Origin of the sequence: Streptomyces sp. SID12488 (assembly GCF_010548275.1) — a bacterium.
Classification (GTDB): domain Bacteria; phylum Actinomycetota; class Actinomycetes; order Streptomycetales; family Streptomycetaceae; genus Streptomyces.
Genome location: NZ_JAAGLT010000029.1, coordinates 71,783 through 97,406 on the forward strand (window position 1 = coordinate 71,783; position 25,624 = coordinate 97,406).

Annotated in this window: 20 protein-coding genes and 1 pseudogene; 8 read left to right on the forward strand and 13 right to left on the reverse strand. The window is 71.6% G+C overall.

Going from position 1 to position 25,624, the window contains the following annotated elements:
• Positions 1-58: 58 nt before the first annotated feature.
• Positions 59-1,393: a right-handed parallel beta-helix repeat-containing protein gene (locus G3I56_RS33395; protein WP_343240120.1), complete on the reverse strand. Its 1,335-nt coding sequence runs from the start codon at positions 1,391-1,393 to the stop codon at positions 59-61.
• Positions 1,394-1,459: 66 nt separating this feature from the next.
• Between G3I56_RS33395 and G3I56_RS33400 the strand changes: the two genes are divergently transcribed.
• On the forward strand, positions 1,460-2,653 hold the full coding sequence (locus tag G3I56_RS33400; protein WP_164415619.1) for a Dyp-type peroxidase: 1,194 nt from the start codon (positions 1,460-1,462) through the stop codon (positions 2,651-2,653).
• A 52-nt stretch (positions 2,654-2,705) separates the two neighbouring features.
• Here the strand turns inward: G3I56_RS33400 and G3I56_RS33405 are convergent.
• Positions 2,706-3,371 (reverse strand): annotated as a pseudogene (locus tag G3I56_RS33405) (L,D-transpeptidase family protein); the annotation flags it as partial.
• Between the two features lie 271 nt (positions 3,372-3,642).
• The gene (locus tag G3I56_RS33410; protein WP_343240121.1) at positions 3,643-4,917 is read right to left on the reverse strand and encodes a cytochrome P450; all 1,275 of its coding nucleotides are present in this window, start codon (positions 4,915-4,917) and stop codon (positions 3,643-3,645) included.
• A gap of 223 nt (positions 4,918-5,140) precedes the next feature.
• On the opposite strand from G3I56_RS33410, the gene G3I56_RS33415 reads away from it, so the two are divergent.
• Positions 5,141-5,584, forward strand: coding sequence for an SRPBCC family protein (locus G3I56_RS33415; RefSeq protein WP_164415621.1), 444 nt, complete (start codon positions 5,141-5,143; stop codon positions 5,582-5,584).
• Between the two features lie 42 nt (positions 5,585-5,626).
• Positions 5,627-6,271: an ATP-binding protein gene (locus G3I56_RS33420; RefSeq protein ID WP_164415623.1), complete on the forward strand. Its 645-nt coding sequence runs from the start codon at positions 5,627-5,629 to the stop codon at positions 6,269-6,271.
• A 174-nt stretch (positions 6,272-6,445) separates the two neighbouring features.
• Here the strand turns inward: G3I56_RS33420 and G3I56_RS33425 are convergent, their stop codons facing one another.
• The 5 genes from G3I56_RS33425 to G3I56_RS33445 all read right to left on the reverse strand — a co-directional run bounded on the left by G3I56_RS33425 (position 6,446) and on the right by G3I56_RS33445 (position 13,230).
• The gene (locus G3I56_RS33425; RefSeq protein ID WP_164415625.1) at positions 6,446-7,597 is read right to left on the reverse strand and encodes an XdhC/CoxI family protein; all 1,152 of its coding nucleotides are present in this window, start codon (positions 7,595-7,597) and stop codon (positions 6,446-6,448) included.
• A gap of 55 nt (positions 7,598-7,652) precedes the next feature.
• A complete protein-coding gene (locus tag G3I56_RS33430) occupies positions 7,653-9,095 on the reverse strand; it encodes an NCS2 family permease (protein WP_164415627.1) in 1,443 nt (480 codons plus the stop codon).
• Positions 9,096-9,342: 247 nt separating this feature from the next.
• The gene (locus G3I56_RS33435; RefSeq protein ID WP_164415630.1) at positions 9,343-11,742 is read right to left on the reverse strand and encodes a molybdopterin cofactor-binding domain-containing protein; all 2,400 of its coding nucleotides are present in this window, start codon (positions 11,740-11,742) and stop codon (positions 9,343-9,345) included.
• Between the two features lies 1 nt (position 11,743).
• Positions 11,744-12,331, reverse strand: a complete 588-nt coding sequence (locus G3I56_RS33440; RefSeq protein ID WP_164415632.1) for a (2Fe-2S)-binding protein — start codon at positions 12,329-12,331, stop codon at positions 11,744-11,746.
• Positions 12,331-13,230 carry a xanthine dehydrogenase family protein subunit M gene (locus tag G3I56_RS33445; protein WP_164415634.1) on the reverse strand — a complete coding sequence of 300 codons (900 nt, stop codon included), beginning with the start codon at positions 13,228-13,230 and terminating at the stop codon, positions 12,331-12,333. The genes G3I56_RS33440 and G3I56_RS33445 overlap by 1 nt, the downstream gene beginning before the upstream one ends.
• A 313-nt stretch (positions 13,231-13,543) precedes the next feature.
• On the opposite strand from G3I56_RS33445, the gene G3I56_RS33450 reads away from it, so the two are divergent.
• Together G3I56_RS33450 and G3I56_RS33455 are read left to right on the forward strand one after the other, a co-directional pair.
• Entirely contained in the window at positions 13,544-15,232 is a 1,689-nt protein-coding gene (locus tag G3I56_RS33450; protein ID WP_164415636.1) for a PucR family transcriptional regulator, read from the forward strand.
• 203 nt (positions 15,233-15,435) lie between these two features.
• Positions 15,436-16,209, forward strand: a complete 774-nt coding sequence (locus tag G3I56_RS33455; protein WP_164415692.1) for a hypothetical protein — start codon at positions 15,436-15,438, stop codon at positions 16,207-16,209.
• Between the two features lie 118 nt (positions 16,210-16,327).
• Here G3I56_RS33455 and G3I56_RS33460 read toward each other — a convergent pair whose 3' ends face one another.
• Positions 16,328-17,215, reverse strand: a complete 888-nt coding sequence (locus tag G3I56_RS33460) for a GntR family transcriptional regulator (RefSeq protein ID WP_343240122.1) — start codon at positions 17,213-17,215, stop codon at positions 16,328-16,330.
• 276 nt (positions 17,216-17,491) lie between these two features.
• Between G3I56_RS33460 and G3I56_RS33465 the strand changes: the two genes are divergently transcribed.
• Complete coding sequence (locus tag G3I56_RS33465) at positions 17,492-18,340, forward strand: (2Fe-2S)-binding protein (protein WP_164415640.1); 849 nt, start codon at positions 17,492-17,494, stop codon at positions 18,338-18,340.
• Positions 18,341-18,672: 332 nt separating this feature from the next.
• Positions 18,673-19,719, forward strand: a complete 1,047-nt coding sequence (locus G3I56_RS33470; RefSeq protein WP_164415642.1) for a DUF2637 domain-containing protein — start codon at positions 18,673-18,675, stop codon at positions 19,717-19,719.
• A gap of 63 nt (positions 19,720-19,782) precedes the next feature.
• Here G3I56_RS33470 and G3I56_RS33475 read toward each other — a convergent pair whose 3' ends face one another.
• The 3 genes from G3I56_RS33475 to G3I56_RS33485 form a co-directional block, all read right to left on the reverse strand.
• Positions 19,783-20,199 carry an ATP-binding protein gene (locus G3I56_RS33475; protein WP_343240125.1) on the reverse strand — a complete coding sequence of 139 codons (417 nt, stop codon included), beginning with the start codon at positions 20,197-20,199 and terminating at the stop codon, positions 19,783-19,785.
• Between the two features lie 427 nt (positions 20,200-20,626).
• Entirely contained in the window at positions 20,627-21,142 is a 516-nt protein-coding gene (locus G3I56_RS33480; protein WP_164415644.1) for a hypothetical protein, read from the reverse strand.
• Between the two features lie 121 nt (positions 21,143-21,263).
• Positions 21,264-21,941 (reverse strand): hypothetical protein, encoded by a 678-nt coding sequence (locus G3I56_RS33485; RefSeq protein WP_164415646.1) that lies wholly within the window; start codon positions 21,939-21,941, stop codon positions 21,264-21,266.
• Between the two features lie 258 nt (positions 21,942-22,199).
• Between G3I56_RS33485 and G3I56_RS33490 the strand changes: the two genes are divergently transcribed.
• A complete protein-coding gene (locus G3I56_RS33490; RefSeq protein ID WP_164415648.1) occupies positions 22,200-23,441 on the forward strand; it encodes a helix-turn-helix domain-containing protein in 1,242 nt (413 codons plus the stop codon).
• A 33-nt stretch (positions 23,442-23,474) separates the two neighbouring features.
• Here G3I56_RS33490 and G3I56_RS44275 read toward each other — a convergent pair whose 3' ends face one another.
• Positions 23,475-25,325, reverse strand: coding sequence for a protein phosphatase 2C domain-containing protein (locus tag G3I56_RS44275; protein WP_164415650.1), 1,851 nt, complete (start codon positions 25,323-25,325; stop codon positions 23,475-23,477).
• Between the last annotated feature and the right edge of the window lie 299 nt (positions 25,326-25,624).

Below are 25,624 nucleotides of genomic sequence, written 5' to 3' on the forward strand. Positions count from 1 at the left end.
CGTTGTGGCTTGTCGCGCCCACGCGGCGGAGCCGCACATCGATACAGCCCCGCGCCCCTTATGTCGTACCCGGCAACTTGAACTCACCCGGGGTCACCTTGCCGGGTAGGCCTACTGCCGCTTGCGCCGGAGTTGTACCAGCCTGTGGCATCGACCGCTGGCTCGGCGGGGGCGGTACGTCCTGGAAGGAGATGCCCGGGGGTGCCTGGACGGGGGTCGGGTGGCCCAGTGGATCGCGGACCAGCCCGGTGTCCGGCTCCGTCCGCGTGGCACCCCGGGTGCCCTTTGCGCAGCTCGCCTCCCGGGGGAGTCTCGCCGGGCTCGTCACCGACTCCCCGTTGCCGGTGAAGCAGTTGCCGGCCGGGGTGCCGGTGGCCAGGACCAGGTCGGTGCCGTTGCCGGTGACCCGGTTGGCGCGCACGGTGTTGGCACGAGCCGGATAGCCCTGTACGTCGCTCAGCAGCACCCCGGCCGACCTGTTGCCGCTGATCAGGTTGCGCTCCAGGACGTTGGCGCGCCCGCCGCCCGCCCCGACGCCGATCCCGAAGCCGCCGTCGGCCTGCTCGGGACTGGCGTCGTCGTTGTTGTCGGTGAGCGCGTTGCCCGCGACGACGGCGCCGTGCTGTGGGCCGAGCGCCTCCAGGTCGTTGGAGTTGAGGGTCAGGCCGACCCGGTTGCGGCGTGCCCGGTTGCCCAGCAGATAGAGCCGTTCGGAGGCGTTGGTGACCTCCAGGCCCACCGCGTTGTGCTCGACGGTGTTGTGCCGCACGACGGTGTCGCAGGGGCGGCACTGGCCGACGTAGATCCCGGAGTCGGCGTGCCCGGAGGCGTAGGAGTGCTCGATGATCCCGCTGCGGGCGTCGAAGGCGTAGATGCCGTACAGCGCGTTGTTGTACGCGGTGACGTAGGAGGCCCGGAAGCCCTTCAGTGGGGGGAACCTGACAGTGTCGAGGGGGTCGTACGCCGAGCCACCGGCGCGGCCCGCCCGCAGGGCGGACTCGTCGGTCACGCCGGTGAACAGAACGCCGTTGGCGAGGTTGTTGCGGACGGTCAGGTTCTCCACGACGGAGCCCGCGCCGGTCACGGTGATGCCGTTGGCGCGCTCGAACTCCCCGTCGACGACCACCCGGGAGCGGTCGAGGCCGCGCAGCACGACCCGCGCCTTCGAGACGGTCACGCTCTCCCGGTAGACGCCGGGCGACACCAGGACGAGACCGCCCTCGCCGACCCGGTCGACCGCGTCCTGAAGGGAGTTGGTGTCCTGCGGTACCCGGACGACCGAGGCGGGCGCGGCCCCGCCGGAGCCCCGGGGCGAGGAACCCGTACAGGCGGTGGCGCCGGTGAGGAGGCAGACGGCGACGAGCAGGCCCCGGGAGATGGTCCGCCGGGACACGGATCGCCTGATTCGCGGAATGAGAATGTTTGGCACGATCGCAGATGTATCGTCCCTTTCACTCTTATGACAGCACATGACGCTTTTCCCACGCCCGACGGCGCGTCGGCCCCCGCTCGCCGGGATGTCCTGACCCGCGCCGCAGCCCTCGGCACCCTTGCCGCGTCCGCCTCCGCGTGCTCCGGCGACACACGCTCCCGTCCCGCCGCCGCGGGCCCGCCGGGGTTCCGCTTCCGGGGCCCGCGCCAGGCCGGCGTGACGACCCCCCAGCAGACCGCCGCTCTCGTCACGGCGTACGACCTCGCCCCGGCGGTACGGGGAGCGGGCGGCGTGCGTGCCCTGCGGGAGGTGTTCGGGCGGTGGACGCGGGCTCTGGCGGAGGTCCTCGACGGTGAACTCTCGCCCCCAAGTCCCGCACAGGCGAAGGAGATCAAGGAGATCGGGGGCGCCGGGAGGTCCCGGCTCACCGCGACCGTGGCGATCGGTCCCCGGCTCCCCCGCCTTCTGTGCGTCGCCGCGCCGCCCGCGCTGCGTGAGCTGCCGCCGTTCCCCGACGACCGGCTCGACCCCGCGTACGGCGGCGGCGATCTGCTGCTCCAGCTCTGCGCCGACGACCCGCGCGTCACGACGGCCGCCGCTAGCGCGCTGACCCGGCTGGCGGGCGACACGCTGCGCCCGCGCTGGCGGCAGACCGGGTTCCTGCCGCCGACCCCGGCCGGGCAGACACCGCGCAACCTGATCGGCTTCAAGGACGGCACGGAGAACCCGACACCCGAGGAGTGCGAGCGCTGGGTGTGGTCCGACGACGCCACGTTCCTCGTCGTACGGCGTGTCCACATCGACGTGGCCGGGTTCGGGGCGCTCGGCACGAACCAGCAGGAGCGGATCATCGGGCGGCACCGGGCGAGCGGGGCGCCCCTGGGACGGCGGCACGAGCACGACGACGTGGACATCTTCGCGAAGACCCCGCAGGGGCGGTACATCATCCCGCTGGGAGCGCACGTACGGGCGGCCAGTCCCCGGCTGGACGCGGGCGCGCGGATGCTGCGCCGGGGCTACAGCTACGACGCCGGGCCCGACGACCGGGGCCTGCTGTTCCTCGCCTTCATGCGGGATCCCGCGCTGTTCACGCGCGTCCAGCACCGGATGACGGCGACGGACGAGCTGAGCCGCTTCACCGAGCACCGGGGTTCGGCGGTGGCGTACGTCCTACCGGGTGCCCTTCCGGGCGAGGACCTGGGGGCACGTCTGCTGGCGTGACCGCGTCCCCGGACTCCCCCGGCTCCGCCGACTGTGGCCTCAGCTTCCGTTCCGTACCCGGCTTCACACCCCACACGTACACGGCGTCGTCCACGGCGAGGGTGTTCCAGAGCCGCTGGGCGTCGTCGAGGCGCAGATTGACGCAGCCGTGGGAGCCGCCGGAGAACAGGTCGCCGGGGGTGCCGTGGAATGCCTGGCCCTCGCTGAAGAACTGGGAGTAGGGCATGGGCGCGTTGTCGTACAGGTCGGAGTAGTGGTCGAGGTCCCGCCAGTAGACGGTGAACCAGCCGGTGCGGGTCTCGTTGCCGTCCCGCCCCGAGCGGATGGGCACGGGCGCGTACACCACCCGGCTTCCGGTCTGGACCCACATCAGCTGCCGGGTCAGATCGACACAGGCGACGCGGTACGCGCGGACCGGGCACCTCCCGGCGGCGTTCGGGTTGGCGCGGGCCTCGACGACGAGCATCGTGCGATAGGTCGTGAGACCCGCATAACCGTCGGCGGGCCGCACCCCGTTGCGGCTCTGGAAGGTGCGGATCGCCTCGCAGTCGGCGGGCGTCTGCCGGCCGTCCGCGGGCAGCTTCAGATGTTCCTCCAGCTCCTGCTGGTAGGGGCCGGTGCCGACGGTGCAGGCCTCGGGCGTGGGTGCGGCGGCGGCCGTGGCGATTCCGGTCGGCACCAGCGCCCCCAGGAGGAACCCCACGGCCACCGCCGACATCGTCACTCGGGATCTCGCCACAGCGCCTCCTCAGCGGGCCGGCATGCGTCCTCCTCCCAGAGATACGTCACTTCGCCGGGGCGGGGCCGGTCGGACTGGGCCGAGCGGGCTAAGACGTTCCGCCCCCTCGACGACGACCCTGCCGAAGGTCCGGACGCCGGACGCCGGACGCCGGACGCCGGACGCCGGACGCCGGACGCCGGACGCCGGACGCCGGACGCATGGAACGGAACGGGAACCCGGCTCGTGCACAGGTCACCTGGTCACCTGGTCACCAGGTCAGACGCAGGCTCTGCGGAGAGCGGTGGATCATCGTCGGGCGCATCGTGACCGGGTGATCCTCGGCCAGTCGTAGGCCCGGCAGGCGGCCGGTCAACTCCTGCAGCGTGAGCCGGAGTTGTTCGCGGGCGAGCTGGGAGCCGGGGCAGGCATGGGCGCCGAAGCCGAAGGCGAGGTGGCGGACCGGGGTGCGGGTGATGTCGAACTCGTCCGGTCCCGGGTACCGCTCACCGTCCCGGTTGGCGGCGCCGAAGGCGACGAACAGGGTTGCCCCGGCCGGGAGTTCGGTGCCCGCGAGGGTGACCGGGCGGGTGGTGACGCGGCGGAATCCCTGGAGCGCCGTGTCGTACCGGGCGGCCTCCTCCACGGCGGCCGGGATGCGGTCCGGTTCAGCGCACAGCAGCTCCCACTGGTCCGGGTGCCGGAGCAGATGCAGGACCGTCGTGCCGATGAGCGCGGTGGTGGTGAGGTGCCCGGCGATCAGCAGGTTCTGGAGGTGGGAGACGACCTCGTGGCGCTGGTCGAGGGTGAGTTCGGCACTGCCGTCACCGTCTCCGCCACCGTCGCTGGGGGCGGTGACCGACGTGACGATGTCCGTGCAGAGGTCCTCTCGGGGGTCGGCGTACCGGTCGCGGGCGTACCGGTCGAGGATGTGCTGTGTCGCCACCACGTCCTGGGCGACGGCGATCTGCTCGTCCTCCGGCAGGGGGCGGAAGAGGAGTTCCTCAGCGCGGTATCCGCCGTGCACGACGGCCGGGATGTCGGCGGGGTCGAGTCCGACGATCCTGCCGATGACCTCTCCGGGCAGACGGCGGGCGTACTCGGACATCAACTCCACGTGCCCGCCCTTGTGTTCACCGACCTGACCGTGGTCACCGTTCACGATCGCGTCGACCAGGGCGGCGGCCCGCTCGGCGGCGTACGGCACGACGGCGGCGACCCGGGCGGGCGAGAGGCCCTTGACGATCGGGGCCCGCAACTCCTGGTGCCGGGTTCCGTCCGCGCCGACGACGACGGGCCGCCCGCCGAAGCCGCCGCCCAGCACGGCGAGCGCGGCGGGCGCCGGCATGACGTCGGGGCGCAGCGCACCGGCCGAGGAGAAGTCCTCGGCGCGGCGTAGCACTTCGCGTACGTCTGCGTCCCGGGCGACCAGCCAGGCGTCGAGTTCGGCGACGAAGGTCAGCCCCTCGGCGTCACGGGCTCGGGCGTAGTGCGGATAGGGGTCGCTCATCAACTCGTCGAGTCTGTCGTGCGGTTGACGGACCACGCGGTGCCCTCCGGCCGGTGGTGCGGGTCACACGGGTCACGAGCTCGCGCCCATGGTGCCGTACGCCGTGCGGTGGCGGAAGCGGTCCTCGGGGCACATCCTCGCCCCGGGTCCACCGCTCCCACCGTCCTCACCACGGCGCGGCATGTGAGTCCACTGTGAACACGCGCGCCGGAACCCCGGAACGTGCCGTGTCGCGCGTCGGGTTCCCTACGATCGTGCCGTGGTCAACTTCCTCCTCGAACGTACGGTGCCGCTCCCCCTCGACGAGGCCTGGAGGCGGCTCACGGAGTGGTCCCGCCATGCCTCCGTGGTCCCGCTGACCCGCGTCACGGTGCTCACCGTGCCCCCGACCGCCGAGGGCACGGTGTTCGTCGCCCGCTCGGGGGTCGGCCCCCTCTCCTTCGACGACCGTATGGAGGTCACCGTCTGGCGGCCCCCGACGGACGACGCCCCGGGTGTGTGCCGCCTGGAGAAACGCGGCCGGGTCGTCCTGGGCTGGGCGGAGATCGAGGTGCGCCCGGGCCCGGGAGGCCGCTCGCGGGTGATCTGGCGCGAGGAGTTGCGGGTACCCCTGCTGCCGTCCCTGTTCGACCGTCCGCTGGCGGGGGCGTCGCGGTATGTGTTCGGGCGGGCGATGAACCGGCTGCTGAGGCTGAGCGGTTGATTTCGGCGACCTCGGGGGAAAGCCCCGACCGATACTTGCCGGATGGATGGATCAAGAGCTTCCTGGGTCAACACCACGCACGATTGGGCCGGCCTCGTGGACGCGGACCATCTCTCTCGGATCCGCCAGGGATCCGCCGAGTTCGCTCCGGGCGGGCCGGGACACCTGGTTCTTGAGATCGTCGCCTACGCCGCTGACGAGGCGGCGAGCCGGGGCGGCGGACGGTGTGTGGTCACGCTGCACACTGACGGCTCGGTGTCGGTGCAGGATGACGGCCGGGGCACCGACACCCGGGCCGACGAACATGGCCGGGTGGTGCAGAAGCCGGTCATGGCCACGAAGGACCTTCGGTTCTTCGACCTCCCGGAGGCGGAGCGGCTCCCGGACGGACATCCGCGTCGCGGCATGTCCGTCGTCGCGGCCCTCAGCGAGTGGCTGATTCATACCAACCGGCGCCTCGACGGATCCTGGAGCCGGCGCTATGAGCACGGCGTCCCGGTCACCGACCTGGAGCCCATCGAGGCAGACGGGACCACGGGGACCTGCGTCCACTTCCTGCCGGACGAAGCCCTGCGTTCGCGGTGGTCGTCGACCGAGGGTGATCTGGCGCGGTGGTCCGAGCACTGGCCCGACCTGACTGTCTGCTTCGAGGAGCAGCGCGACGGCGGAATCCGGTCAGGTCGGTGACCGCGGGGCGTCACGACCGAGCCGCACCGGGGAGAGTGGCCGGGTCGGCTCCCGACCGCGGATCCAGTGCTCGGCCTCGGCGGCCCGAAGGCGGTGGGAGTCGGAGCCGGTCTCGATCCGTAACTCCACCCGTAAAGTCCAACTCGGCTATTTGCGAACGGAGTTCGAGTAGCGTCAGGCGACCGACCCGATCCGCCCCAGCGCCGTGGACGTCCCGTCGTGGTGGATCGGAGTGTGCGCCCCGGTCAGCGAAACCCCGCTCCCGCCACGCCTGTTGGCGACGATCTCCGACGCGATGGACAACGCGGTCTCCTCGGGCGTACGAGCACCGAGGTCCAGCCCGATCGGTGACCTGAGCCGCGACAGCTCCAGCTCGGTGACGCCGACTTCGCGCAGCCGCTCGTTCCGGTCCAGGTGGGTCCGGCGGGAGCCCATCGCGCCGACGTACGCCACCGGCAGCCGCAGTGCGAGCCGAAGCAGGGGTACGTCGAACTTGGCGTCGTGGGTGAGGACGCACAGGACCGTACGGGCGTCCACGGCCGTCCGTTCCAGGTACCGGTGCGGCCACTCGACGACGATCTCGTCGGCCTCGGGGAAACGGGCGGGCGTCGCGAAGACCGGGCGGGCGTCGCACACCGTCACGTGGTAGCCGAGGAACTTGCCCATGCGGGCCAGCGCCGACGCGAAGTCGATCGCGCCGAACACGATCATGCGGGGCGGCGGCACCGAGGACTCGACCAGGACCGTGAGCGGTGCTCCGCAACGAGAGCCCCGCTCTCCGATCTCCAGGGTGCCGGTTCGGCCCGCGTCGAGATGGGCGCGCGCCTCGGCGGCCACTGTGCGGTCCAGCTCCGGGTGGGCGCCGAAGCCACCCTCGTACGAGCCGTCCGGGCCGACGAGCAGGGCGCGGCCCAGCAGCTCTCCCGGGCCGGAGGCGATCCGCGCCACGGCCGCCGCCTCCCCGCTCGCGGCGGCGGCCAGAGCCGAGGCGAACACGGCACGGACCGGCGCCGACGCCCGTACCGGCGTCACCAGGATGTCGATGACTCCACCGCAGGTCAGGCCCACGGCGAAGGCGTCGTCGTCGCTGTAGCCGAAGCGTTCGAGGACCGACTCGCCGTCCGCCAGGGCCTGCTGGCACAGCTCGTACACCGCGCCCTCCACACAGCCGCCGGAGACCGAGCCGATCGCCGTGCCGTCGGTGTCCACCGCGAGGGCGGCACCGGGCTGGCGGGGGCCACTGCCGCTCACGGCCACCACGGTGGCCACGGCGAAGTCGCGCCCCTGCTCGACCCACCGGTGCAGTTCTTCGGCGATGTCCAGCATCTCGGTCTCCTCGACAACAATTGTACGGAAGGGCTTGCGGGGCTCGGCTGCTCGACTAGTGCACGCCCAGCCAGCCCTCAAGAGGATGGAGGGCGAAATAGACGAAGAAGATGCCTGTCAGGGCCCACATGAAGGCGCCGATCTCCCGAGCCCTGCCCTGCGCGACCTGGATGGCGACGTACGAGATCACGCCGGCCGCGACGCCCGCCGTGATCGAGTACGTGAACGGCATGATCACGACGGTCAGGAAGACCGGGACGGCGGTGGCGCGGTCTGCCCAGTCGACGTGCCTGGCGTTCGACATCATCATCGCGCCGATCACCACCAGGGCTGCCGCCGCGACCTCCCCGGGCACGATCGCCGTCAGCGGGGCGAAGAAGAGGCAGGCCGCGAAGAACAGGCCGGTGACGACGGAGGACAGGCCCGTCCGGGCACCCTCCCCCACGCCCGTCGCCGACTCCACGAAGACCGTCTGGCCCGACGCGCCGGCGACGCCGCCGATCGCCCCGCCCGCGCCGTCGATCAGCAGCGCCTTGGACAGGCCCGGCATCCGGCCCTTGTCGTCGGCGAGCCCGGCCTCCGTGCCGACGCCGATGATCGTCGCCATCGCGTCGAAGAAGCCTGCGAGGACGAGGGTGAACACGATCATGCCGACCGTCATCGCCCCGACCTTCCCCCAGCCGCCGAACTCGACGCCCCCGAGGAGCGAGAAGTCCGGCATCGACACCGCGCTGCCGTGCAACTCCGGTGCGCCGCCGGCCCATTGCTTCGGGTCGATCACGCCCGTCGCGTTGAGCACGACGGCAAGGACGGTACCGCTGACGATGCCGATGAGGATCGCGCCGGGGGTGCCGCGCGCCTGGAGCATGACGATCAGGAGAAGGGTCGCGGCGAACAACAGCACGGGCCAGCCGGCGAGTTCGCCGGTCGGTCCGAGGGAGAGGGGAGTTGCCGTGCCCTGGTGGACGAAACCGGCCTTGACCAGGCCGATCAGCGCGACGAACAGGCCGATGCCCATGGTGATCGCGTGCTTCAGCGCCAGCGGGATCGCGTTCATGATCATCTCGCGTAGGCCGGTGACGACCAGCAGCATGATGACCACGCCGTACAGCACGCACATGCCCATCGCCTGCGGCCAGGTCATGACGGGCGCCACCTGCGAGGACAGTACGCCGGACACGGACAGGCCGGCCGCGAGGGCGAGGGGGACCTTGCCGAGGAAGCCCATGAGGAGCGTGGCGAGGGCCGCCGCGAGGGCGGTGGCGGTGATCAGCGCGTGCTGGCCGAGGGTGTTTCCGGCGGCGTCCTTGCCGGAGAGGATCAGCGGGTTGAGGAGCAGGATGTACGCCATCGCCATGAAGGTGGTGATGCCGCCGCGGATCTCCCGGCCGGGGGTGGACTTGCGGGCGGTGATCTGGAAGTAGCGGTCGAGTGAGGACCGGTCGGGGGCCGCCGGGTCCTGTGTGCGGCTTTTCGACTCCAGTGACTGTTGGGTCATGTGTGCCGACTCCCAAGGTTCATAGGGGATTGGAAGGTGCACGACCCGGGGGACGGCCCGAGGCGAATGGGGTACTTGCGGTGTGCGTTGTCGGGTGCGGGCCGGTGGGACTTCTCGCGCAGTTCCCCGCGCCCCCGAAAAGCAGGGGCTGCGCCCCGTGCTTTTCGGCCCGCAGGGGCCGTTGCCTTTAGGGGCGCGGGGAACTGCGCGAACAGCCCCCACCGGCCCGCACCCGACAACGAACCGCCTACGCCGTACCCGTGAGGTGCTCCGGGCGTACCGGAGTCTTCGTCAGCTCCAGACCCGTCGCATTCCGGATCGCCGCCAGGACGGCCGGAGTCGACGACAGGGTCGGGGCCTCGCCGACACCTCGGAGGCCGTACGGGGCGTGCTCGTCGGCCAGTTCGAGGACGTCGACCGGGATGGTCGGAGTGTCGAGGATGGTGGGGATCAGATAGTCCGTGAAGGACGGGTTCCTCACCTTGGCCGTCCTCGGGTCGACGATGATCTCCTCCATCACCGCGATGCCCAGGCCCTGAGTCGTGCCGCCCTGGATCTGGCCGACGACCGACAGCGGGTTGAGCGCCTTGCCGACGTCCTGTGCACAGGCCAGTTCGATGACCTTGACCATGCCCAGTTCGGTGTCGACCTCGACGACGGCCCGGTGCGCGGCGAACGAGTACTGGACGTGTCCGAAGCCCTGGCCGGTGCGGAGGTCGAAGGGTTCGGTCGGCCGGTGCCGCCACTCCGCCTCGACCTCGACGGACTCGTCGCCCAGGACGTCCACCAGGTCGGCGAGGACCTCCCCGGCGTCCGTGACGACCTTGCCGCCCTCCAGCAGCAGTTCCGCCGTCGCCCAAGCCGGGTGGTAGGAGCCGAACTTGCGGCGCCCCACCTCCAGTACCTTCTCCCGCACCAGCTCGCACGAGTTCTTGACGGCGCCGCCGGTGACGTACGTCTGCCGGGAGGCCGAGGTCGAACCGGCCGAGCCCACCTGGGTGTCGGCCGGGTGGATCGTCACCTGGGTGACGCCCAGCTCGGTGCGGGCGATCTGGGCGTGGACGGTGACCCCGCCCTGGCCCACTTCCGCCATCGCCGTGTGGACCGTGGCCACCGGCTCGCCGCCGACAACCTCCATACGCACGCGGGCGGTCGAGTAGTCGTCGAAACCCTCGGAGAAGCCGACGTTCTTGATGCCGACCGCGTAGCCGATGCCCCGGACCACGCCCTCGCCGTGGGTGGTGTTGGAGAGGCCGCCGGGCAGCTGCCGTACGTCCGCCGCCTCACCCGCCGCCAGCCACTGCTGCTCCGGCGGGAGGGGCATCGCCTTGACCCTGCGCAGGAGTTCGGCGACCGGGGCCGGGGAGTCGACGGCCTGCCCGGTCGGCAGCAGCGAGCCCTGTTCCATGGCGTTGAGACGGCGGAACTCGACCCGGTCCATGCCCACCGCGTCGGCGAGCTTGTCCATCTGGGCCTCGTAGGCGAAGCACGCCTGGACCGCGCCGAAGCCGCGCATCGCGCCGCAGGGCGGGTTGTTGGTGTAGAGGGCGATGCAGTCGATGTCGACGTCGTCGACTACGTACGGGCCGGCGCCGAGCGAGGCCGCGTTGCCGACGACCGCCGGGGAGGCGGAGGCGTACGCGCCGCCGTCGAGGACGATCCGCGCCTTCAGGTGGGTCAGCTTGCCGTCCTTGGTGGCCCCGTGCTCGTAGGTGAGCTTCGCGGGGTGCCGGTGGACGTGGCCGAAGAAGGACTCGAAACGGTTGTAGACGATCTTCACCGGTTTGCCGGTGCGCAGGGCGAGGAGGCAGGAGTGGATCTGCATCGACAGGTCCTCGCGTCCGCCGAACGCGCCGCCGACACCGGACAGTGTCATCCGGATCTTGTCCTCGGGCAGGCCGAGCACGGGCGCGATCTGGCGCAGGTCGGAGTGCAGCCACTGGGTGGCGATGTAGAGGTCGACTCCGCCGTCCTCGGCGGGGACCGCGAGGCCGGACTCCGGGCCCAGGAACGCCTGGTCCTGCATGCCGAAGGTGTATTCGCCGGTGACGATGAAGTCGGCGCGTGCGCGGGCGGATTCGACATCGCCGCGGACGATCGGCTGACGGTGGACGATGTTCGGGTGGTCGACGTGACCGACGTGGTGGTCGGTGCGGTTCTCGTGGAGGAGGATCGCGTCCGGCGCGGTCGCGGAGGCCTCGTCGGTGACGACCGGCAGGTCGCGGTACTCGACCTTGATCTTCGCTGCCGCGCGGCGCGCGGTCTCCGGGTGGTCGGCGGCGACGATGGCGACCGGTTCGCCGTGGTGGCGGACCCTGCCATGGGCGAGGACGGGGGTGTCCTGGATCTCCAGGCCGTAGTTCCGCACGTCGGTCGGCAGGTCGTCGTACGTCATGACCGCGTACACGCCGGGCAGCGCGAGGGCCTCGGCCGTGTCGATGGACACGATCTCGGCGTGGGCGGTCGTGGAGCGCAGGATCTGGCCCCAGAGCATGTCCTCGTGCCACATGTCGGACGAGTAGGCGAACTCGCCGGTGACCTTGAGGGTGCCGTCGGGGCGGAGCGTCGACTCGCCGATGCCACCCTTGGTCTTCGAGCCCTGGGTGACCTTGGTGGGGGTCCCGAGGGGAGCGTTCTTGCCGGGCATGTCAGACCGCCTCTCCCTGTCGGGCCGCCGCGAGCCGGACCGCGTCCATGATCTTCTCGTAGCCCGTGCAGCGGCACAGGTTGCCCGACAGCGCCTCGCGGATGTCCGCGTCGGTCGGGGTGGGGTTCTGCTCCAGCATCTCGTCGGCGGCGACCAGCAGACCGGGTGTGCAGAACCCGCACTGGACGGCGCCGGCGTCGATGAACGCCTGCTGGATGGGGGCCAGTTCGGTCCCCTCACCGGTCTGGGAGTCGGTGGAGCCCTTGGGCTGCCACTGCTTGGCCGCGTCAAGTGACGTACCGCAGGGGCCCGTTCCGCAACTACCGTGCTCTGTACGCTGTCTGGCGTAGTCGGCGAGCCCTTCGACCGTGACGACCTCGCGCCCTTCCGCCTGTCCCGCCGCGACGAGACACGAGCACACCGGTACACCGTCGAGGCGGACGGTGCACGAACCGCACTCACCCTGCTCGCAGGCGTTCTTGGAGCCCGGCAGCCCGAGCCGCTCCCGCAGGACGTACAGCAGGGACTCGCCCTCCCACACGTCGTCCGCTTCCTGCGGACGGCCGTTGACCGTGAAATTGACGCGCATCAGGCGACACTCCCCTTCTGGTGGGTCCGGCCGTCCGTGCCGCGGTACGACTCCCAGGTCCACGTCAGCGTGCGCCGGGCCATCACGCCGACCGCGTGGCGGCGGTAGCTCGCGGTGCCCCGGACGTCGTCGATGGGGTTGCAGGCACCCGCGCACAGGTCGGCGAACTGCTTGGCGACCGACGGCGTGATGATCTTCCCGTTGTCCCAGAAGCCGCCCTCTTCGAGCGCCGCGTTCAGGAACTCCTCGGCGGCCTTGGCCCGGACGGGTGTGGGCGCCGCCGAACCGATCCCCGTACGGACGGTCCGGGTCGACGGGTGCAGCGCGAGCCCGAAGGCGCAGACCGCGATGACCATGGCGTTGCGGGTGCCGACCTTGGAGTACTGCTGGGGCCCGTCCGCCTTGTTGATGTGGACGGCGCGGATCAGCTCGTCGGGGGCGAGCGCGTTGCGCTTCACCCCGGTGTAGAAGTCGTCGATCGGGATCAGCCGGGTCCCGCGTACCGACTCGGCCTCGACCTCCGCGCCCGCGGCGAGGAGCGCCGGGTGGGCGTCGCCGGCCGGGGAGGCGGTGCCGAGGTTGCCGCCGACGCCGCCCCGGTTGCGGATCTGCGGGGAGGCAACCGTGTGCGAGGCGAGGGCCAGGCCCGGCAGCTCCCCGCGCAGGCTCTCCATGATCCGGGTGTACGGGACCGAGGCGCCGAGCCGCACGCTCTGCTCGCCGGTCTCCCACTCGTAGAGATCTCCGATACGGGTCAGGTCGAGCAGGTACTCGGGCCGGCGGTGGTCGAAGTTGATCTCGACCATCACGTCGGTGCCGCCCGCGATCGGCACAGCGGTGGGGTGCTCGGCCTTCGCGGCGAGCGCCTCCCCCCAGCTGGCGGGGCGAAGGAAGTCCATGACCGGCTCTTTTCCTCTTCGTCGCGTGAGTCGTACCCGTGGGCAGTACCAGTGGGCAGTACCCGTGGATCGTCCCCGCGGGTCGTGCGAATGGCTCGTTCATGCGCTGTTCACGTGCGGTGTAGCCAGTACACAGGGCTGTACTCCGCCCGGGTCAGTCACGGAAACCATGAAGGAGTTGGCTGGCCAGGGCGATCGTCTTGTAGATTCGTATGAACAGAGGCCATCAGTAACCTCTCTGATTTTCCCTGGAAACAGTGATCGCCGCGCAGGCGGAAAAGCGCGGCTCGCAGACAGAACGGCGGCGACGAGAATGCGGCTGCGCGCACTGCTGGACACCGACGCGCTGGGCCTCACGCTGCTCGGCGGCGAGGACGAGCTGGACCGCACCGTGCGCGGGGTGATGACCACCGACCTCAGGGACCCCAGCCGTTACCTCTCGGGCGGCGAGCTGGTGCTCACGGGCCTGGCCTGGCGCCGGGACCCCGCGGACTCCGAGGCGTTCGTACGGCTCGTGGCGGGGGCCGGGATCGCGGCCCTGGGCGCCGGCGAGGCCGAGCTGGGGAACATCCCGGACGACCTGATCGCGGCCTGTGCCCGGCATCGGCTGCCGCTGTTCGCGGTGCACGAGTCGGTCGCGTTCGCAACGATCACCGAACACGTCGTCCGGCAGGTGTCCGGTGAGCGCGCCGGAGATCTGGCGGCGGTCGTGGAGCGGCACCGGCGGATGATGACCTCGGGCCTGGCGGGCGGCGGCCCCGACGTGGTCCTGGACCTGCTCGGCTCGGACCTCGACCTGGGCGCCTGGGTCCTCTCCCCCGCCGGACGGCTCATCGCGGGCTCGAAGGTCTCCGGCCCCGCCCCGGCCTCCGACGTGTGCGCGGCGCTGGCCGCCGAGCACCTGACGGCGGCCCGCACCGGGAGCCGACATGCGCTCAGCCCCCACCGGGTGACGGTGGGCGGCACGACGTACTCCCTCTTCCCCGTACGCGGCAACAGCCGCGCCGCCGCGCCGGGCGGCTCCCGGGACGTACGCGAGACCCTGCTGTCCGACTGGCTGCTCGCCGTCGAGGCGGACGCCGGGGACTGGCCGGCGGAGCGACTCGATCTGCTCCAGGGCGTCACGCAGCTGATCGCGGTCGAGCGCGACCGGCGCGACGCGGCACGCGTGGTGCGGCGACGGCTCGCCCAGGAGGTCCTGGATCTGGTCCAGACAGGCGCCGCGCCCGCCGAGATCGCGGCCCGGCTGCGGGTCGCCGCGCCGGTTCTGCTGCCCGGCCTCGGCGCGGCCCCGCACTGGCAGGTCGTCGTGGCCCGCGTGGACTGGACGGGCGGCGGGATCGAGGGCGGCCCGGTGGCCCAGGCGTTGCTGGAGGAAATCCTTGTCGACCCGCTCCTGACAGGCCCGGAGCACTCCGACCGGATCGCCGTGGCCCATACGGGGGACGAGGCGATCGCCCTCGTACCGCTGCCGGCGGTGTCGTCGGAGCACGACGGTTCGGAGGCGGGAATCCTGGCCGAGGAACTGCTCACCGCCGTACGGGACCCGCTGTCGGCGGGTCTGGACGACGACGGGCGGCTCACGATCGGCGTCAGCGCGGCCGTGCACTCGGCGGAGGGGCTGCGCGGGGCGCTGGAGGAGGCGCGGCACGCCCGCCGGGTGGCCGGGGCTCGCCCCGGCCGGGTGTGCGCGGCGGGCCACCACGAACTGGCCTCGCACGTGCTTCTGCTCCCGTTCGTCCCGGACGACGTCCGCCGCGCCTTCACGGCCCGCCTCCTCGACCCCCTGCGGGACTACGACCGGCGTCACCGGGCCGAGCTGATCCCGACGCTGGAGGCGTTCCTGGAGTCCGACGGCTCGTGGACGCGGTGCGCCGCGCGGCTGCACCTGCATGTCAACACGCTGCGGTACCGAGTGGGGCGGATCGAGCAGTTGACGGGCCGTGACCTGTCGCGGCTGGAGGACAAGCTGGACTTCTTCCTGGCGTTGCGGATGAGCTGAGCCCAGGGAGGTGTGCGTTGCCAGGGGTCCGGGGCGTGCGGTCCTGGCACGCGCCGGGTGGGGCCGGTCGCGCGGCAACCAGGGCACCCATTCTTCCCCGACTTTGTGAATTCTTTCACCCATCCCCTTGGCCCGGCACCAGGATTCGTGCTGAGATGCCGCCACCACTCAACAGGCTCGATGGCGTGCTCGGGGAGGGCAACGTGGCGTACACCGCCATGTCTGGTTCGGGAACGACCTCTGGGGACGATCCGCTCCAGACCGCGGTATGGCGGCTGCGCTCACGCGCCTGCTGGGCGGACGCGGCGGCGCTGCTCGACCCCAGCACGGCCGACGCCTCGCTCCAGCGGGCCGCGCTGCTCGTGGAGCGGTGCCTGTACACCGAGCAGGGCTGGGGAGAGGCCGAGGACGCACTCCGTACGGCGGAGGCGGTGGCCCAGAGCGACGACGAGCGAGGCGCGGCGGCGTGTGAGCGCGGGCAACTGGCTTACGCGGCAACCCTGCTCGGGGTACGGGACCGGGCCGACGAGGCGCGGGCCGCGCTGGGGCGGGCGGCGGCGCTGATCCCGCCGGGGGCTTCCGGGCGGGCGGTGCTGGACTTCCGGCGGGGGCTGCTGGCCGAGAACCTGGCGCGCTCTCCGCAGGCGGCGCGGGCCGCGTACCGGCGGGCACACGCGGGGGCGACCGCGCACGCCGATCCGCTGCTGCTGTCGTTCACGTGGCGTCATCTGGCTGGACTCGCCCTGCGCGAGGGGGAGTTGGCGGAGGCGCGGCACGGGTTCAGTGAATCACTGCGGATTCGGGAGGAGTTGGGGTATCTGGTCGGGACGGCGCCCGCGTTGGCGTCGCTCGCCGACGCGGAGTCCGAGCCGGAGGCTTCGCGGCTGCGGGCCGAGGCGGGGCGGCTGTTCCGGTTGCTCGGGGGCGTACCGACCTGGCTGGCGCGGCAGTTGGCTCCGCCGGCGGCATCTGCGTAGTTGCGCCCACTGTAGGGGGCAGTGCGGTTGTGGGGCGAGTGCGGGTACGTTGTGGCTTGTCGCGCCCACGCGGCGGAGCCGCACATCAGACACAGCCCCGCGCCCCTTCAGTGTCGGTTCAGTGAGCGCCTGTCACATGGTTCCGCACCAGCGACTGGACCACTGACACGTCCCCTGCCGCCAAGGCGTCCAGCAGAGTGCCGTGGTCTGCCGCGTCGGCCATGAGGGCCGATCGGCTCGTGTCGGCCTTCGTGTCCACCAGGGGCCACTGGGCGCGGCGGTGGAGGTCGTCGGCGATCCGGACCAACTGGGTGTTGCCGGCGAGGGACAGGACCGCCCGATGGAAGGCCCGGTCGGTCTCCGCGTAGGTGGCCCGGCAGCCGGTGGACGCCGCGTGGGCCGTCGCCTCGGCGAGGGGGCGGAGTTCCGTCCAGCGTTCGGCGGGCATCGTGCGGGCCAGGCGAAGCAGGACCGGAAGTTCGAGCAGGGCCCGGATCTCGGCCAGCTCGGCCAGCTCTCGGGCGCCGCGTTCCACGACGCGGAAGCCCCGGTTGGGGACGACCTCGACGGCGCCCTCCATCGCGAGCTGCTGCATGGCCTCGCGGACGGGCGTCGCGGACACCCCGAAGCGGTCACCCAGCGCGGGGGCCGAGTACACCTCGCCGGGTGCGAGCTCGCCCCCGACGAGCGCGGCGCGCAGCGCGTCGAGGATCTGGCCGCGCACGGAGGAACGCTGGACGACGGGACGCGCCTGCGCCGGGCGGGACTGTGCCGCACGAGGCAACGGGATCGGCTGCTCACTGTGCGTGTGCTCACCCCGGGCGCCGTCGGCCGGCACACCCGTACCCGCGGTTCCGCGAGCCGTCGGACCGCTCACCCCTGGGCCCCACGCTCGGTCCACGTCCGCGGCCGTGGCCTGCGGTGGAACGCGTACGGCACCCGGGTGCGAAGCCGGCGCCCTCGTCTCGGGCGAGCCGTGCGCGCCCTGTGGGCCGGCCTGCTGCACGGGGGCCTCCTTCGGGCTAGATGGCACCTTGACGGCACATGGGGTCATTGCGGCGGGTTGTTACTCGCCCGTCAAGCACCATAGGCGCACATTCCGTCAGTTCAAATCCCGATTCGACTCCAGGTTCGGATACAGGCCGGATCCAGGCCGAATCTCAGCCGGATCCGGTGTTAAATCCCGATCACATCGCGGGCATGATGAGTAAGGTAAGCCTTACCTTTGACCTTCCGAGTTGCCCAGCGATCCAGTGATCTATCGAGATGCGGTGGTCCCGACATGTCCGCTCCCGTACAGACCCGCTCCGCCGTCGCGGACTCGTACGACCGGCTCGCCGATGCCTACCCGCACGCCACCGTCGTCGAGCTGGGCCCCGGACAGGCACACCCGAGCGGCGCCGGATGGGTCCGGGCCGCCGGGCTCGCGGCCGGGGACGGCGACCTCGACTCCTTCCTCGCCTGGGACGACGAGCAGGTGCTGCGGGACTACGGCGAGCGGGGCCGCCCGGACGTCGTCGCGAGTTTCGGGCTGCACCGGTACGCGTGGACCGCCTGCCTGCTGATCACCGTGCCCTGGTTCCTGCACCGCCGGGTGCCGCGGCTGCCCGTCGAGGACGTCTCCTACCACCGCGTCGACGGGCGCTTCCGCGTCCGCACCGGCGCCTTCGCCTGTCTGCCCGACGACCCGGCGGCGGCCCTGCCCGGCGCCCGGGTCGTCGGTGACGAGGAAGCACTGCGCGGGGAGGTGCGGGCGGCGCTCACCGAGCATCTGGAACCCCTGCTCGGCGGTTTCGGGCCGCGGATGCGGCGGCGCGGCCGGGCCCTGTGGGGCGTGGTGACCGACGACGTCGTGGAAGGCCTGCACTACATAGGACAGGTCGTCGGCGAGGCGGACCGCGCACGGCGAGAGCTGGAGCTGCTGCTGCCGGGCTCCGGCCCCACCCGGCCGTTCGTCGGGTCGGCGGGCTTCCGGGACACGACCGGGCCGGACAGCGCCGCCCCGCCCACCCGCGACCGGGCGAGCTGCTGCTTCTTCTACACGATCCGCCCGGCCGAGATGTGCGACAACTGCCCGCGCACCTGCGACAACGCCCGCGCGGCCAAGCTGACGGCCACTGCCGTGAGTTGAGGCATCCTCAGCAATTGACCCCCTCCCCGGACGGCGGCCACGGCGTGCCGTAGGATCGCCGCCGTAAGATCACGTTCGACTGGGGCTCCCCAACGTTACGGTCACTTCACAAGTTCCTCACTTGTCGCAGGAACTTTCCGAGGAACCACCCGTACGGGTAGTCTTATTCGAACTCAACTCCCGCCCCTCAAGCGGCAGTTCGAGCAGAATGTCGCCCTGAGCATCCCCTTGCACCCCCTTAGGCGGCCTCTTGCCCCGAAACCCCCTGAGGGCTGAGGGGATTGGGCCACTATGGCGGGCGTTACGCCCTATCCCAATGCAAGGGACCCCAGATGAGACTGACCGACATATCGCTTAACTGGCTGCTTCCGGGCGCCGTACTGCTCCTGGGCGTGCTGGCGGCGGTGGCGGTGCTGGCGCGCGGCAAGCGCTCCTCGGGGACGAAAGCGAGCCAGGACGACTCGTGGGAGCGCACCGAAGAGCGCCGCAGGCGCAAGGAAGCCATCTTCGCCTCGGCGTCCTACCTGCTCCTCTTCTGCAGTGCGGCGGTCGCCGCAGCGCTCTCGTTCCGCGGCCTCGTCGGCTTCGGCGAGCAGAACCTGAACCTCACCGACGGCTGGCAGTACCTTGTCCCGTTCGGTCTGGACGGAGCGGCGATGTTCTGCTCCGTGCTCGCGGTGCGCGAGGCCAGCCACGGTGACGCGGCCCTCGGCTCCCGGATACTCGTATGGCTGTTCGCAGCCGCGGCTGCCTGGTTCAACTGGGTGCACGCACCTCGTGGTCTCGACAACGCGGGTGCCCCGCAGTTCTTCGCCGGCATGTCCCTGTCCGCCGCGGTGCTCTTCGACCGCGCGCTGAAGCAGACCCGCCGGGCCGCGCTGCGCGAGCAGGGTCTGGTGCCGCGTCCGCTGCCGCAGATCCGTATGGTCCGCTGGGCGCGGGCGCCCCGTGAGACGTACAAGGCCTGGTCGCTGATGCTCCTGGAGGGTGTACGCAGCCTGGACGAAGCGGTCGACGAGGTACGCGAGGACAAGCGCCAGAAGGAGCAGACGCGTCTTCGCCGGCGTGAGCAGGAGCGGGCCGAGCGCGCGCACCTCAAGGCGATCAGCCGGGGCCACCGCGGCCCGTTCGGCGGCGGTGGCGGCGGTGGCGGTCAGCAGGTCGAGGTGGAGCGGGCGCCCGCCCAGGTCACCTCGGAGCCTGCCATATCCGCCTCCGCGGAGCAGCTGCCTCTGCGCGCCCGTCCCTCCCTCCAGCCCGTTCGTGGCAGCACCGACTCGATCACTGTCGACCTCACCGCGGAGGACGACACGATGGCCCTGCCCCGCCTGGACTCCCTGGAGCGCAAGCTCCGGGACCTCGAGCAGCAGTACGGCTGAGCAGCACCGCTGAACACGGGTTGAGCGCGAACCGAGCGCTACCGACATGGGGGCGTGGCCTGTTCAGGCCGCGCCCCCGTTCAGTTCGAACCACACCGCCTTGCCCACGCCGTGCGCCCGCACTCCCCACGCGTCGGCGAGGGACTCCACCAGAACCAGGCCTCTGCCATTCGTACTCTCGTTGGCGTTCGGTGCACGCATCCTCGGCCTACGTCCCACGAAGTCCCGTACCTCCACGCGTAATCCGCGCGGCGAGACGGTGGCCGTCAGGACCGCGTCACGGTCGGTGTGGACCAGCGCGTTGGTGACCAACTCGCTCGTGAGCAGTTCCGCTATCTCCGAACTGCCGGGCTTCCCCCAGTGCCGCAACAGCTCACGCAGTGCCCTGCGGGCCTCCGGTACCTCCCGTAGATCCGAACAGCCCAGCCTGCGCCTCAATTGCGGCGCCTCCCCCCGGTGCACGCCGTCGTCATCGCCGATGGCGTTGCCGTCGTAGTTGTCGTCGTGGTTGTCGTCGTAGTGGTCGTAGTGGTCGTTCTCGGTCGTTTCCTCCGCTGTTTTCGCCGAGAAGGCCCCGATGACCACGGGACCACCTCCTCGCGCCTGCCTCTTCATGACCCCCGCCCGGACTCCGGTTCGCTGTCCCCTCCTGATCGAACGCGTTCACGGGATCCATGCCCCCGACCTGAACACGGCAGTCATGTCGAATTCTCAACGACCGGATGTACGGGGCTGGTTGGACCGTTCCTGGCCGGATCAGGACCTCGGTCGCACCCGATGGGCGCTGCTGGAGGGGCGTTTGGAGCGGACGCTGCGACAGTTCACGCGCCCGTCCAGTCGTGGACGGGCGCGTGAGGGCGGTGGATCGGCCGAACTGTCCAGTGCGGGCTACCGATCCCGCCGTAGGTCACTTCCCGCCGATGCCCTTCGTGCCGATGTTGATGATCCGGTGGTCGCGGGTCATGTCGACGACCAGCTTGGTGGTGCTGGTGGTGCTCCCCGAGCCCCAGGTCAGTGTGATGCCGACCTCCGTGTAGTCGGCGGTGCCGTTGTCGGTGACCGTCCAGCGGACGGGGACGTTCTGGGCGCGCAGGACGCCGTCCGCGTGGTTCTTCGCCTCCCAGGCGACCAGCTTCTTCAGGTAGTCGGGGTGGATGTAGAACTTGCGGAGTTCGGCCGCGAGCTTTCCGCCGTCGGCGGGACCGCTCTGGGCGTCGATGTAGGCGCCGTAGAAGTCGGCGATTCGCGTCACGGAGTCGGACGGGCTGCCGGTCACCGTCCGGGGCGCAGAGGCGGCGGGCTTGGCCTGGGTCGCCTCGGCCGAGGCGGTCAGCCCCAGCGGAAGGGCGGTGACGGCCGCGATACCGAGGGCGAGGGCGACGGCACGGCGGGCGGGCCGGCGAGAGATGGTGCGGCGGTGCATTTCGGTGTTCTCCCCGTGAGTGATCAGTCGATGATCAGTTGAGCTGCTGGTCGCTGGAACCGGCTCGGTACAGCTGGTCGGTTGAACCGGCTCGGTATGGCTGGCTGGTCAGTACTGCCGGTCAGTAGAGCTTCTTGACCGCCGTGGTCGTCGTCTTCTTGAAGGCCTTCACCGGGGCACCCTTGAAGTCACCCAGCTGGCCCCATTCCACGACCGTGACGGCGCGCCCGTCCCGGCCGACCGACAGGAGGTGGATGTCGGTGGCGCCGTACGAGGTCTCGGTGTGCAGTCCGTAGACGTGCGCACCCTCCTCCACCGCGAGCGTGCCGTAGTCCCTGGACTCGGCCTCGATCTCGGGGTCGGCCTGCTCGATCCGCTTGGCGCACGAGCGCATGTCCTTGTTGAGGCGCTCGGCGAGAGCCTTGGCCTTGGCCTCGCTGGCGACAACGAGCGTGAGCTGGACGGCGCCGGTGTCCAGTTCGGTGCGGAACTCGCGGTAGCGGGAGTCGTAGCCCAGCAGCGCCTTGCCGAAGCAGAACTTCAGCTGGTCCGGCACCCCGTCCTTGACCCGGTCCGCCGTCCAGGCGGAGCTGCGGTGCGGCGGCAGTTCGGAGGCCGAGAGGAACTTCGGCGGAGTCGGGGCGCTCGCCTTCGCGGCGGCATCGGCCGGGGCCGCCAGGCCGAGTCCGGCCGCGGCGAGGGCGGTGATCGCGGAAATCGCGGTGAGCAGGCCGGCCCGGGTGGACCTGGTCGCCCCGGTGGAGGTGGCGGCGGCGGCCTGGACATCGTGAGTGAGCATGGGTGTCCCCCGTATATGGGTGCACGACTGTGCACGGGTCTGGGTTGCTGGGTGTTGTCGGATGTCGCCGCGCCAGATGGTCGGTCCGGCAGCGGTCGGTGCGACGTCCAAAGCATCCGCCGCCACCCGGAGCAACCGCAACCGCCGACACGCGATCCACGACGGTGGAACCATCCCATCCCCTCTGACGTGCAGGTATATGGAGTGCCTGGGACACCGTTCCGGGACACGAGGATCAGCTGAGGACGGGGGAAGGGTGTGTCGACGTACGACGACGACGTGGCGGAGTTCGCGACGCTGCTGACGCTGCTGAAGGGACGTACGGACCGCAGCTACGGCTCACTGGCCCGGCGCCTGGGCATGAACACCTCCACGCTGCACCGCTACTGCTCCGGTGACACGGTCCCCTTGGACTTCGCCCCGGTGGAGCGGTTCGCCGCGCTGTGCGGGGCGTCGCCGGAGGAACGCGTGGAGCTGCACCGCCGGTGGATCCTGGCGGTGGCGGCCCGGCAACGGGCACGTACGCCCGCGGAGCCGCATACCCCCGTGGAACCGCGTACGCCCGCGGACCCGGACACGTTGGCCGACCCGGGGCCGTCCGACCCGAGTGCGTCCGACCCGAGCGCACCCGATGCGGAGGACGGCGCCCCCGCGGAGCCTGTCGCCCCGGACGTGTCCGCTCCTGTCAGCCGCCGTCCCGCTGCCCGGCGCCCCTGGTACCGCCACCGCCGGATCGCGGTCACCACGGCCGTGGCCGGCACGCTCCTCGCCACCCTTGGCACGCTGGGCGGTCTGTCGGCCCTGTCCACCGACCGCTCCCCGTCCAAGGCATCCCCGACCCCCTCCTCGACGCCGACCCCTGCCCCGGTGCCGAGCAAGGTCTCCCCCGCGCCGATCACCTGGACCGCGAACTCCCAGGCCTGGTCGCTCGGCTGCGGCCACGACTACGTCATCGCCAAGTCACCGGCGGAGGTCCCTCCGCCGCCTCCCGCGCAGGACGCCGCTCCCTGGGCGGCGAGCCAGCACGCGGTGCACGGAGGTGACACCAACGTCGAGATCTCGGTGCAGGGGCGGACCTCGACGGCCGTGGTCCTGGAGGCGCTCCGGGTCCGGGTGGTCGGTCGGAGCGCTCCCGCCGAGGGCACCGCGTACTCCATGGACCAGGGCTGCGGCGGCTCGATCACTCCCCGGTACTTCTCCGTCGACCTCGACAAGGACCGGCCCGTCGCCCGCTCGACGCCCGGCAACGACGTGGGGACGCCGATCCCGGCGGTGCGCTTCCCCTACCGCGTCTCCGCCCAGGACCCGGAGGTGCTGCTGGTCACCGCCCGGACCGTGACCTGCGACTGCCGCTGGTACCTGGAGCTCGACTGGTCCTCCCAGGGCCGCACCGGCACCGTCCGCATCGACGACGAGGGCCGCCCGTTCCGGACCAGCGGCATCAAGGGGCTGCCCCGCTACTGGTACTCGATGCGCGAGTGGGTCCCGCGCACGGACTGAGCAGCCCCTTCCCGTGCATCCCGTTACGCCCCGTCACATCTCCCAGACGGCGGCGGCCGTACGGTCGTCCGCGTATCCCTTGACCCGCACCTGGGTGTCCGCGAGGAACGCGGCGAGGCCGGGCGGGGTGCCGCCGGACCATCGCCCCGTGAGGTACTCGCACAGTTCGGGCTCACCGCGCAACGGCTCGGCGAGGCCGCCGGTGCACAGCAGAAGCGTGTCCCCGGGCCGACCGACCGAGGCGCGGAACCGGAAGGGTTCGCGGGGCGGTTCGGGGGCGGGCTCGTACGGGCTCGGAGGTGTGGTGATGCCGAGGTCCATGGTGAGCCGGTCGCCGTCCGGGGTCTCGTGGGGCGGCGAACCGAATCCGACGACGGGCTCACCGGCCGGGAGCTCGGTGACACGCGGTTCGATGTCCTGCCACTCGCCGTCCCGGAGCCGGAACAGTCCGCCCGCGCCGACACCGAAGAACACGCGCGTACGGCAGTCGGGGTCGGCGGGGAGCAGCAGGCAGCGCAGGCCCGCGGTGTACTCCTCGGGCGCGATGCCCTGCTCGGCGGCGCTCGCCCTGAGCTTGCCGAGGCTGCGGTCGGTGAGCCGGTGCAGCCCCGACTTGAGGTCACCGCGCCGGGCGGCACGGAGGTCCTCGGCGAGCCGTACATGGCTGCGTCCCACCGCGCGCCCGATCCACTGGCACGCCTCGGCGGCGGCCCGGTGTGCGCCGGGTGTGGCACGGGCGCCGGTCGCCATCGCGATGAGGACGAGCGCGTGGTCGCCCGATCCGAAGCGGGCGGTGAGGAGCGAGTCGCGGCGGGGCTCACCCCGGAACCGCGCGGAGTCCCCGCGCAGCGAGACGGCCCGGAGTGTGCAGGCGCCGTACTGCGCCCCGTCGAGCACGGTGTCCGCGACGAGGTCCCCCAGGTCGTCGGGGTCGGCGGGCGGGAGGGCGGTGGGTTCGGGGGCGTAGGTGGGGGGACCTGAGCCGACGTGATCGACGGTGGCGGGAGACTCGCCGACGGTCAGGACGGAGGAGGTGAGGTCGGGGCTCTTCGGCGGCTCCGCCGTTTCGGGCGGCAGAGCGGAGACGTCCCGGCGGGTGGGGGTACGGCGGACCGGGCGCCGGAGGAAGGAGGACTCGGCCAGGAAACCGTCCTGAGCGGGATCGGCGAGATCGGCTGGGGTGGCGTCGCGTGGGGCGGAGTGCGGCGGGGCGTCCCGCACGGCGTCCGTGGCCTCCGTCATGTCGGCACCTGCCCCCTGGACGCTCTCGCGGGCCGTCAAACCACCCGCGGCGCCGCTGCCGCCCTCGTCCACGAACGCGGCGCCGGGCGCGGGCGGCTGCGTACGGTCCTGGAAGCCCGGCGGCTTGGGGCCGGGCGGGAAGGACGCGGGGCTCGGGGGCATGGCGGCCGGCGGCTCCCAGGGGGCGCGGGGCTGCCCGGGCTCCCTGCTCCAAGCCGCGTCCCGCGTCCCATGGGGGACACCGTCACGCTGCGGCGGAAGTGAGGGGACCGGAGGCGACGCCGGTTTCGGAGGGGACGTGGGGGCCGGAGGCGGCACGGGACGCGAGGGCGGTGGCGGCAGCTGTGGCGGAGCCCCCGTTACCGACTCGTCCCACTCGTCGAAGGCCCGGGAGCCCTCGGAGGCCCCGGAGGCATTCCCTGGCACGGGCTCTCGCCCGAACGCCCCGCCTCCCCCGTCCCGCCCGTCCCGCCCCGGAATCGCGTCGGCCTTCGTGGTGTCGACGGTGCCCGACGCCGAGGCGAACCGGTCGTCCAGGGAGTCGCCCGCGGCCGTGGGCCCGGTGTCCTCGGTGGAGTCGTCGTACAGCTGCCCCCACCAGTCGTCCTCGTGACCGGTGGACCTCTCCCCCTGCTGGCTCATGACCTCAATTGTCCACCGGATGGGCCGGTTGAAAACGGGGCATCCGGAAAATCCGGCGGGGTGTTCCGTGATGAACGGCGTGTTCGACGGCGTGTCGGATGACATGCCGGACAAACGTACGAAACAAGTCGCCGGACGACCCCACCCCCCACGGGAGAGCCGCCCGGCGACGCCGGGGTGACCTGTGCCGGTCCGCCGAGACCGAGTGTGACCGCTCTCCCTTGGGTTCTGCTGTGCTTCACGAGGGCGACACCTTGGCGCCGGGACGGAACCAACGGCCCCCTCCCTCTTCCTGGCCT

Bases quoted from the DNA above. Each gene is read 5' to 3' on its own strand.
- G3I56_RS33450 (WP_164415636.1), top strand. From the start codon at position 13,544: ATGCGGCTGCGCGCACTGCTGGACACCGACGCGCTGGGCCTCACGCTG.
- G3I56_RS33445 (WP_164415634.1), bottom strand. From the start codon at position 13,230: ATGGACTTCCTTCGCCCCGCCAGCTGGGGGGAGGCGCTCGCCGCGAAG.
- G3I56_RS33480 (WP_164415644.1), bottom strand. From the start codon at position 21,142: ATGCACCGCCGCACCATCTCTCGCCGGCCCGCCCGCCGTGCCGTCGCC.
- G3I56_RS33435 (WP_164415630.1), bottom strand. From the start codon at position 11,742: ATGCCCGGCAAGAACGCTCCCCTCGGGACCCCCACCAAGGTCACCCAG.
- G3I56_RS33430 (WP_164415627.1), bottom strand. From the start codon at position 9,095: ATGACCCAACAGTCACTGGAGTCGAAAAGCCGCACACAGGACCCGGCG.
- G3I56_RS33440 (WP_164415632.1), bottom strand. From the start codon at position 12,331: ATGCGCGTCAATTTCACGGTCAACGGCCGTCCGCAGGAAGCGGACGAC.
- G3I56_RS33465 (WP_164415640.1), top strand. From the start codon at position 17,492: ATGTCCGCTCCCGTACAGACCCGCTCCGCCGTCGCGGACTCGTACGAC.
- G3I56_RS33425 (WP_164415625.1), bottom strand. From the start codon at position 7,597: ATGCTGGACATCGCCGAAGAACTGCACCGGTGGGTCGAGCAGGGGCGC.
- G3I56_RS33420 (WP_164415623.1), top strand. From the start codon at position 5,627: ATGGATGGATCAAGAGCTTCCTGGGTCAACACCACGCACGATTGGGCC.
- G3I56_RS33485 (WP_164415646.1), bottom strand. From the start codon at position 21,941: ATGCTCACTCACGATGTCCAGGCCGCCGCCGCCACCTCCACCGGGGCG.
- G3I56_RS33400 (WP_164415619.1), top strand. From the start codon at position 1,460: ATGACAGCACATGACGCTTTTCCCACGCCCGACGGCGCGTCGGCCCCC.
- G3I56_RS33470 (WP_164415642.1), top strand. From the start codon at position 18,673: ATGAGACTGACCGACATATCGCTTAACTGGCTGCTTCCGGGCGCCGTA.
- G3I56_RS44275 (WP_164415650.1), bottom strand. From the start codon at position 25,325: ATGAGCCAGCAGGGGGAGAGGTCCACCGGTCACGAGGACGACTGGTGG.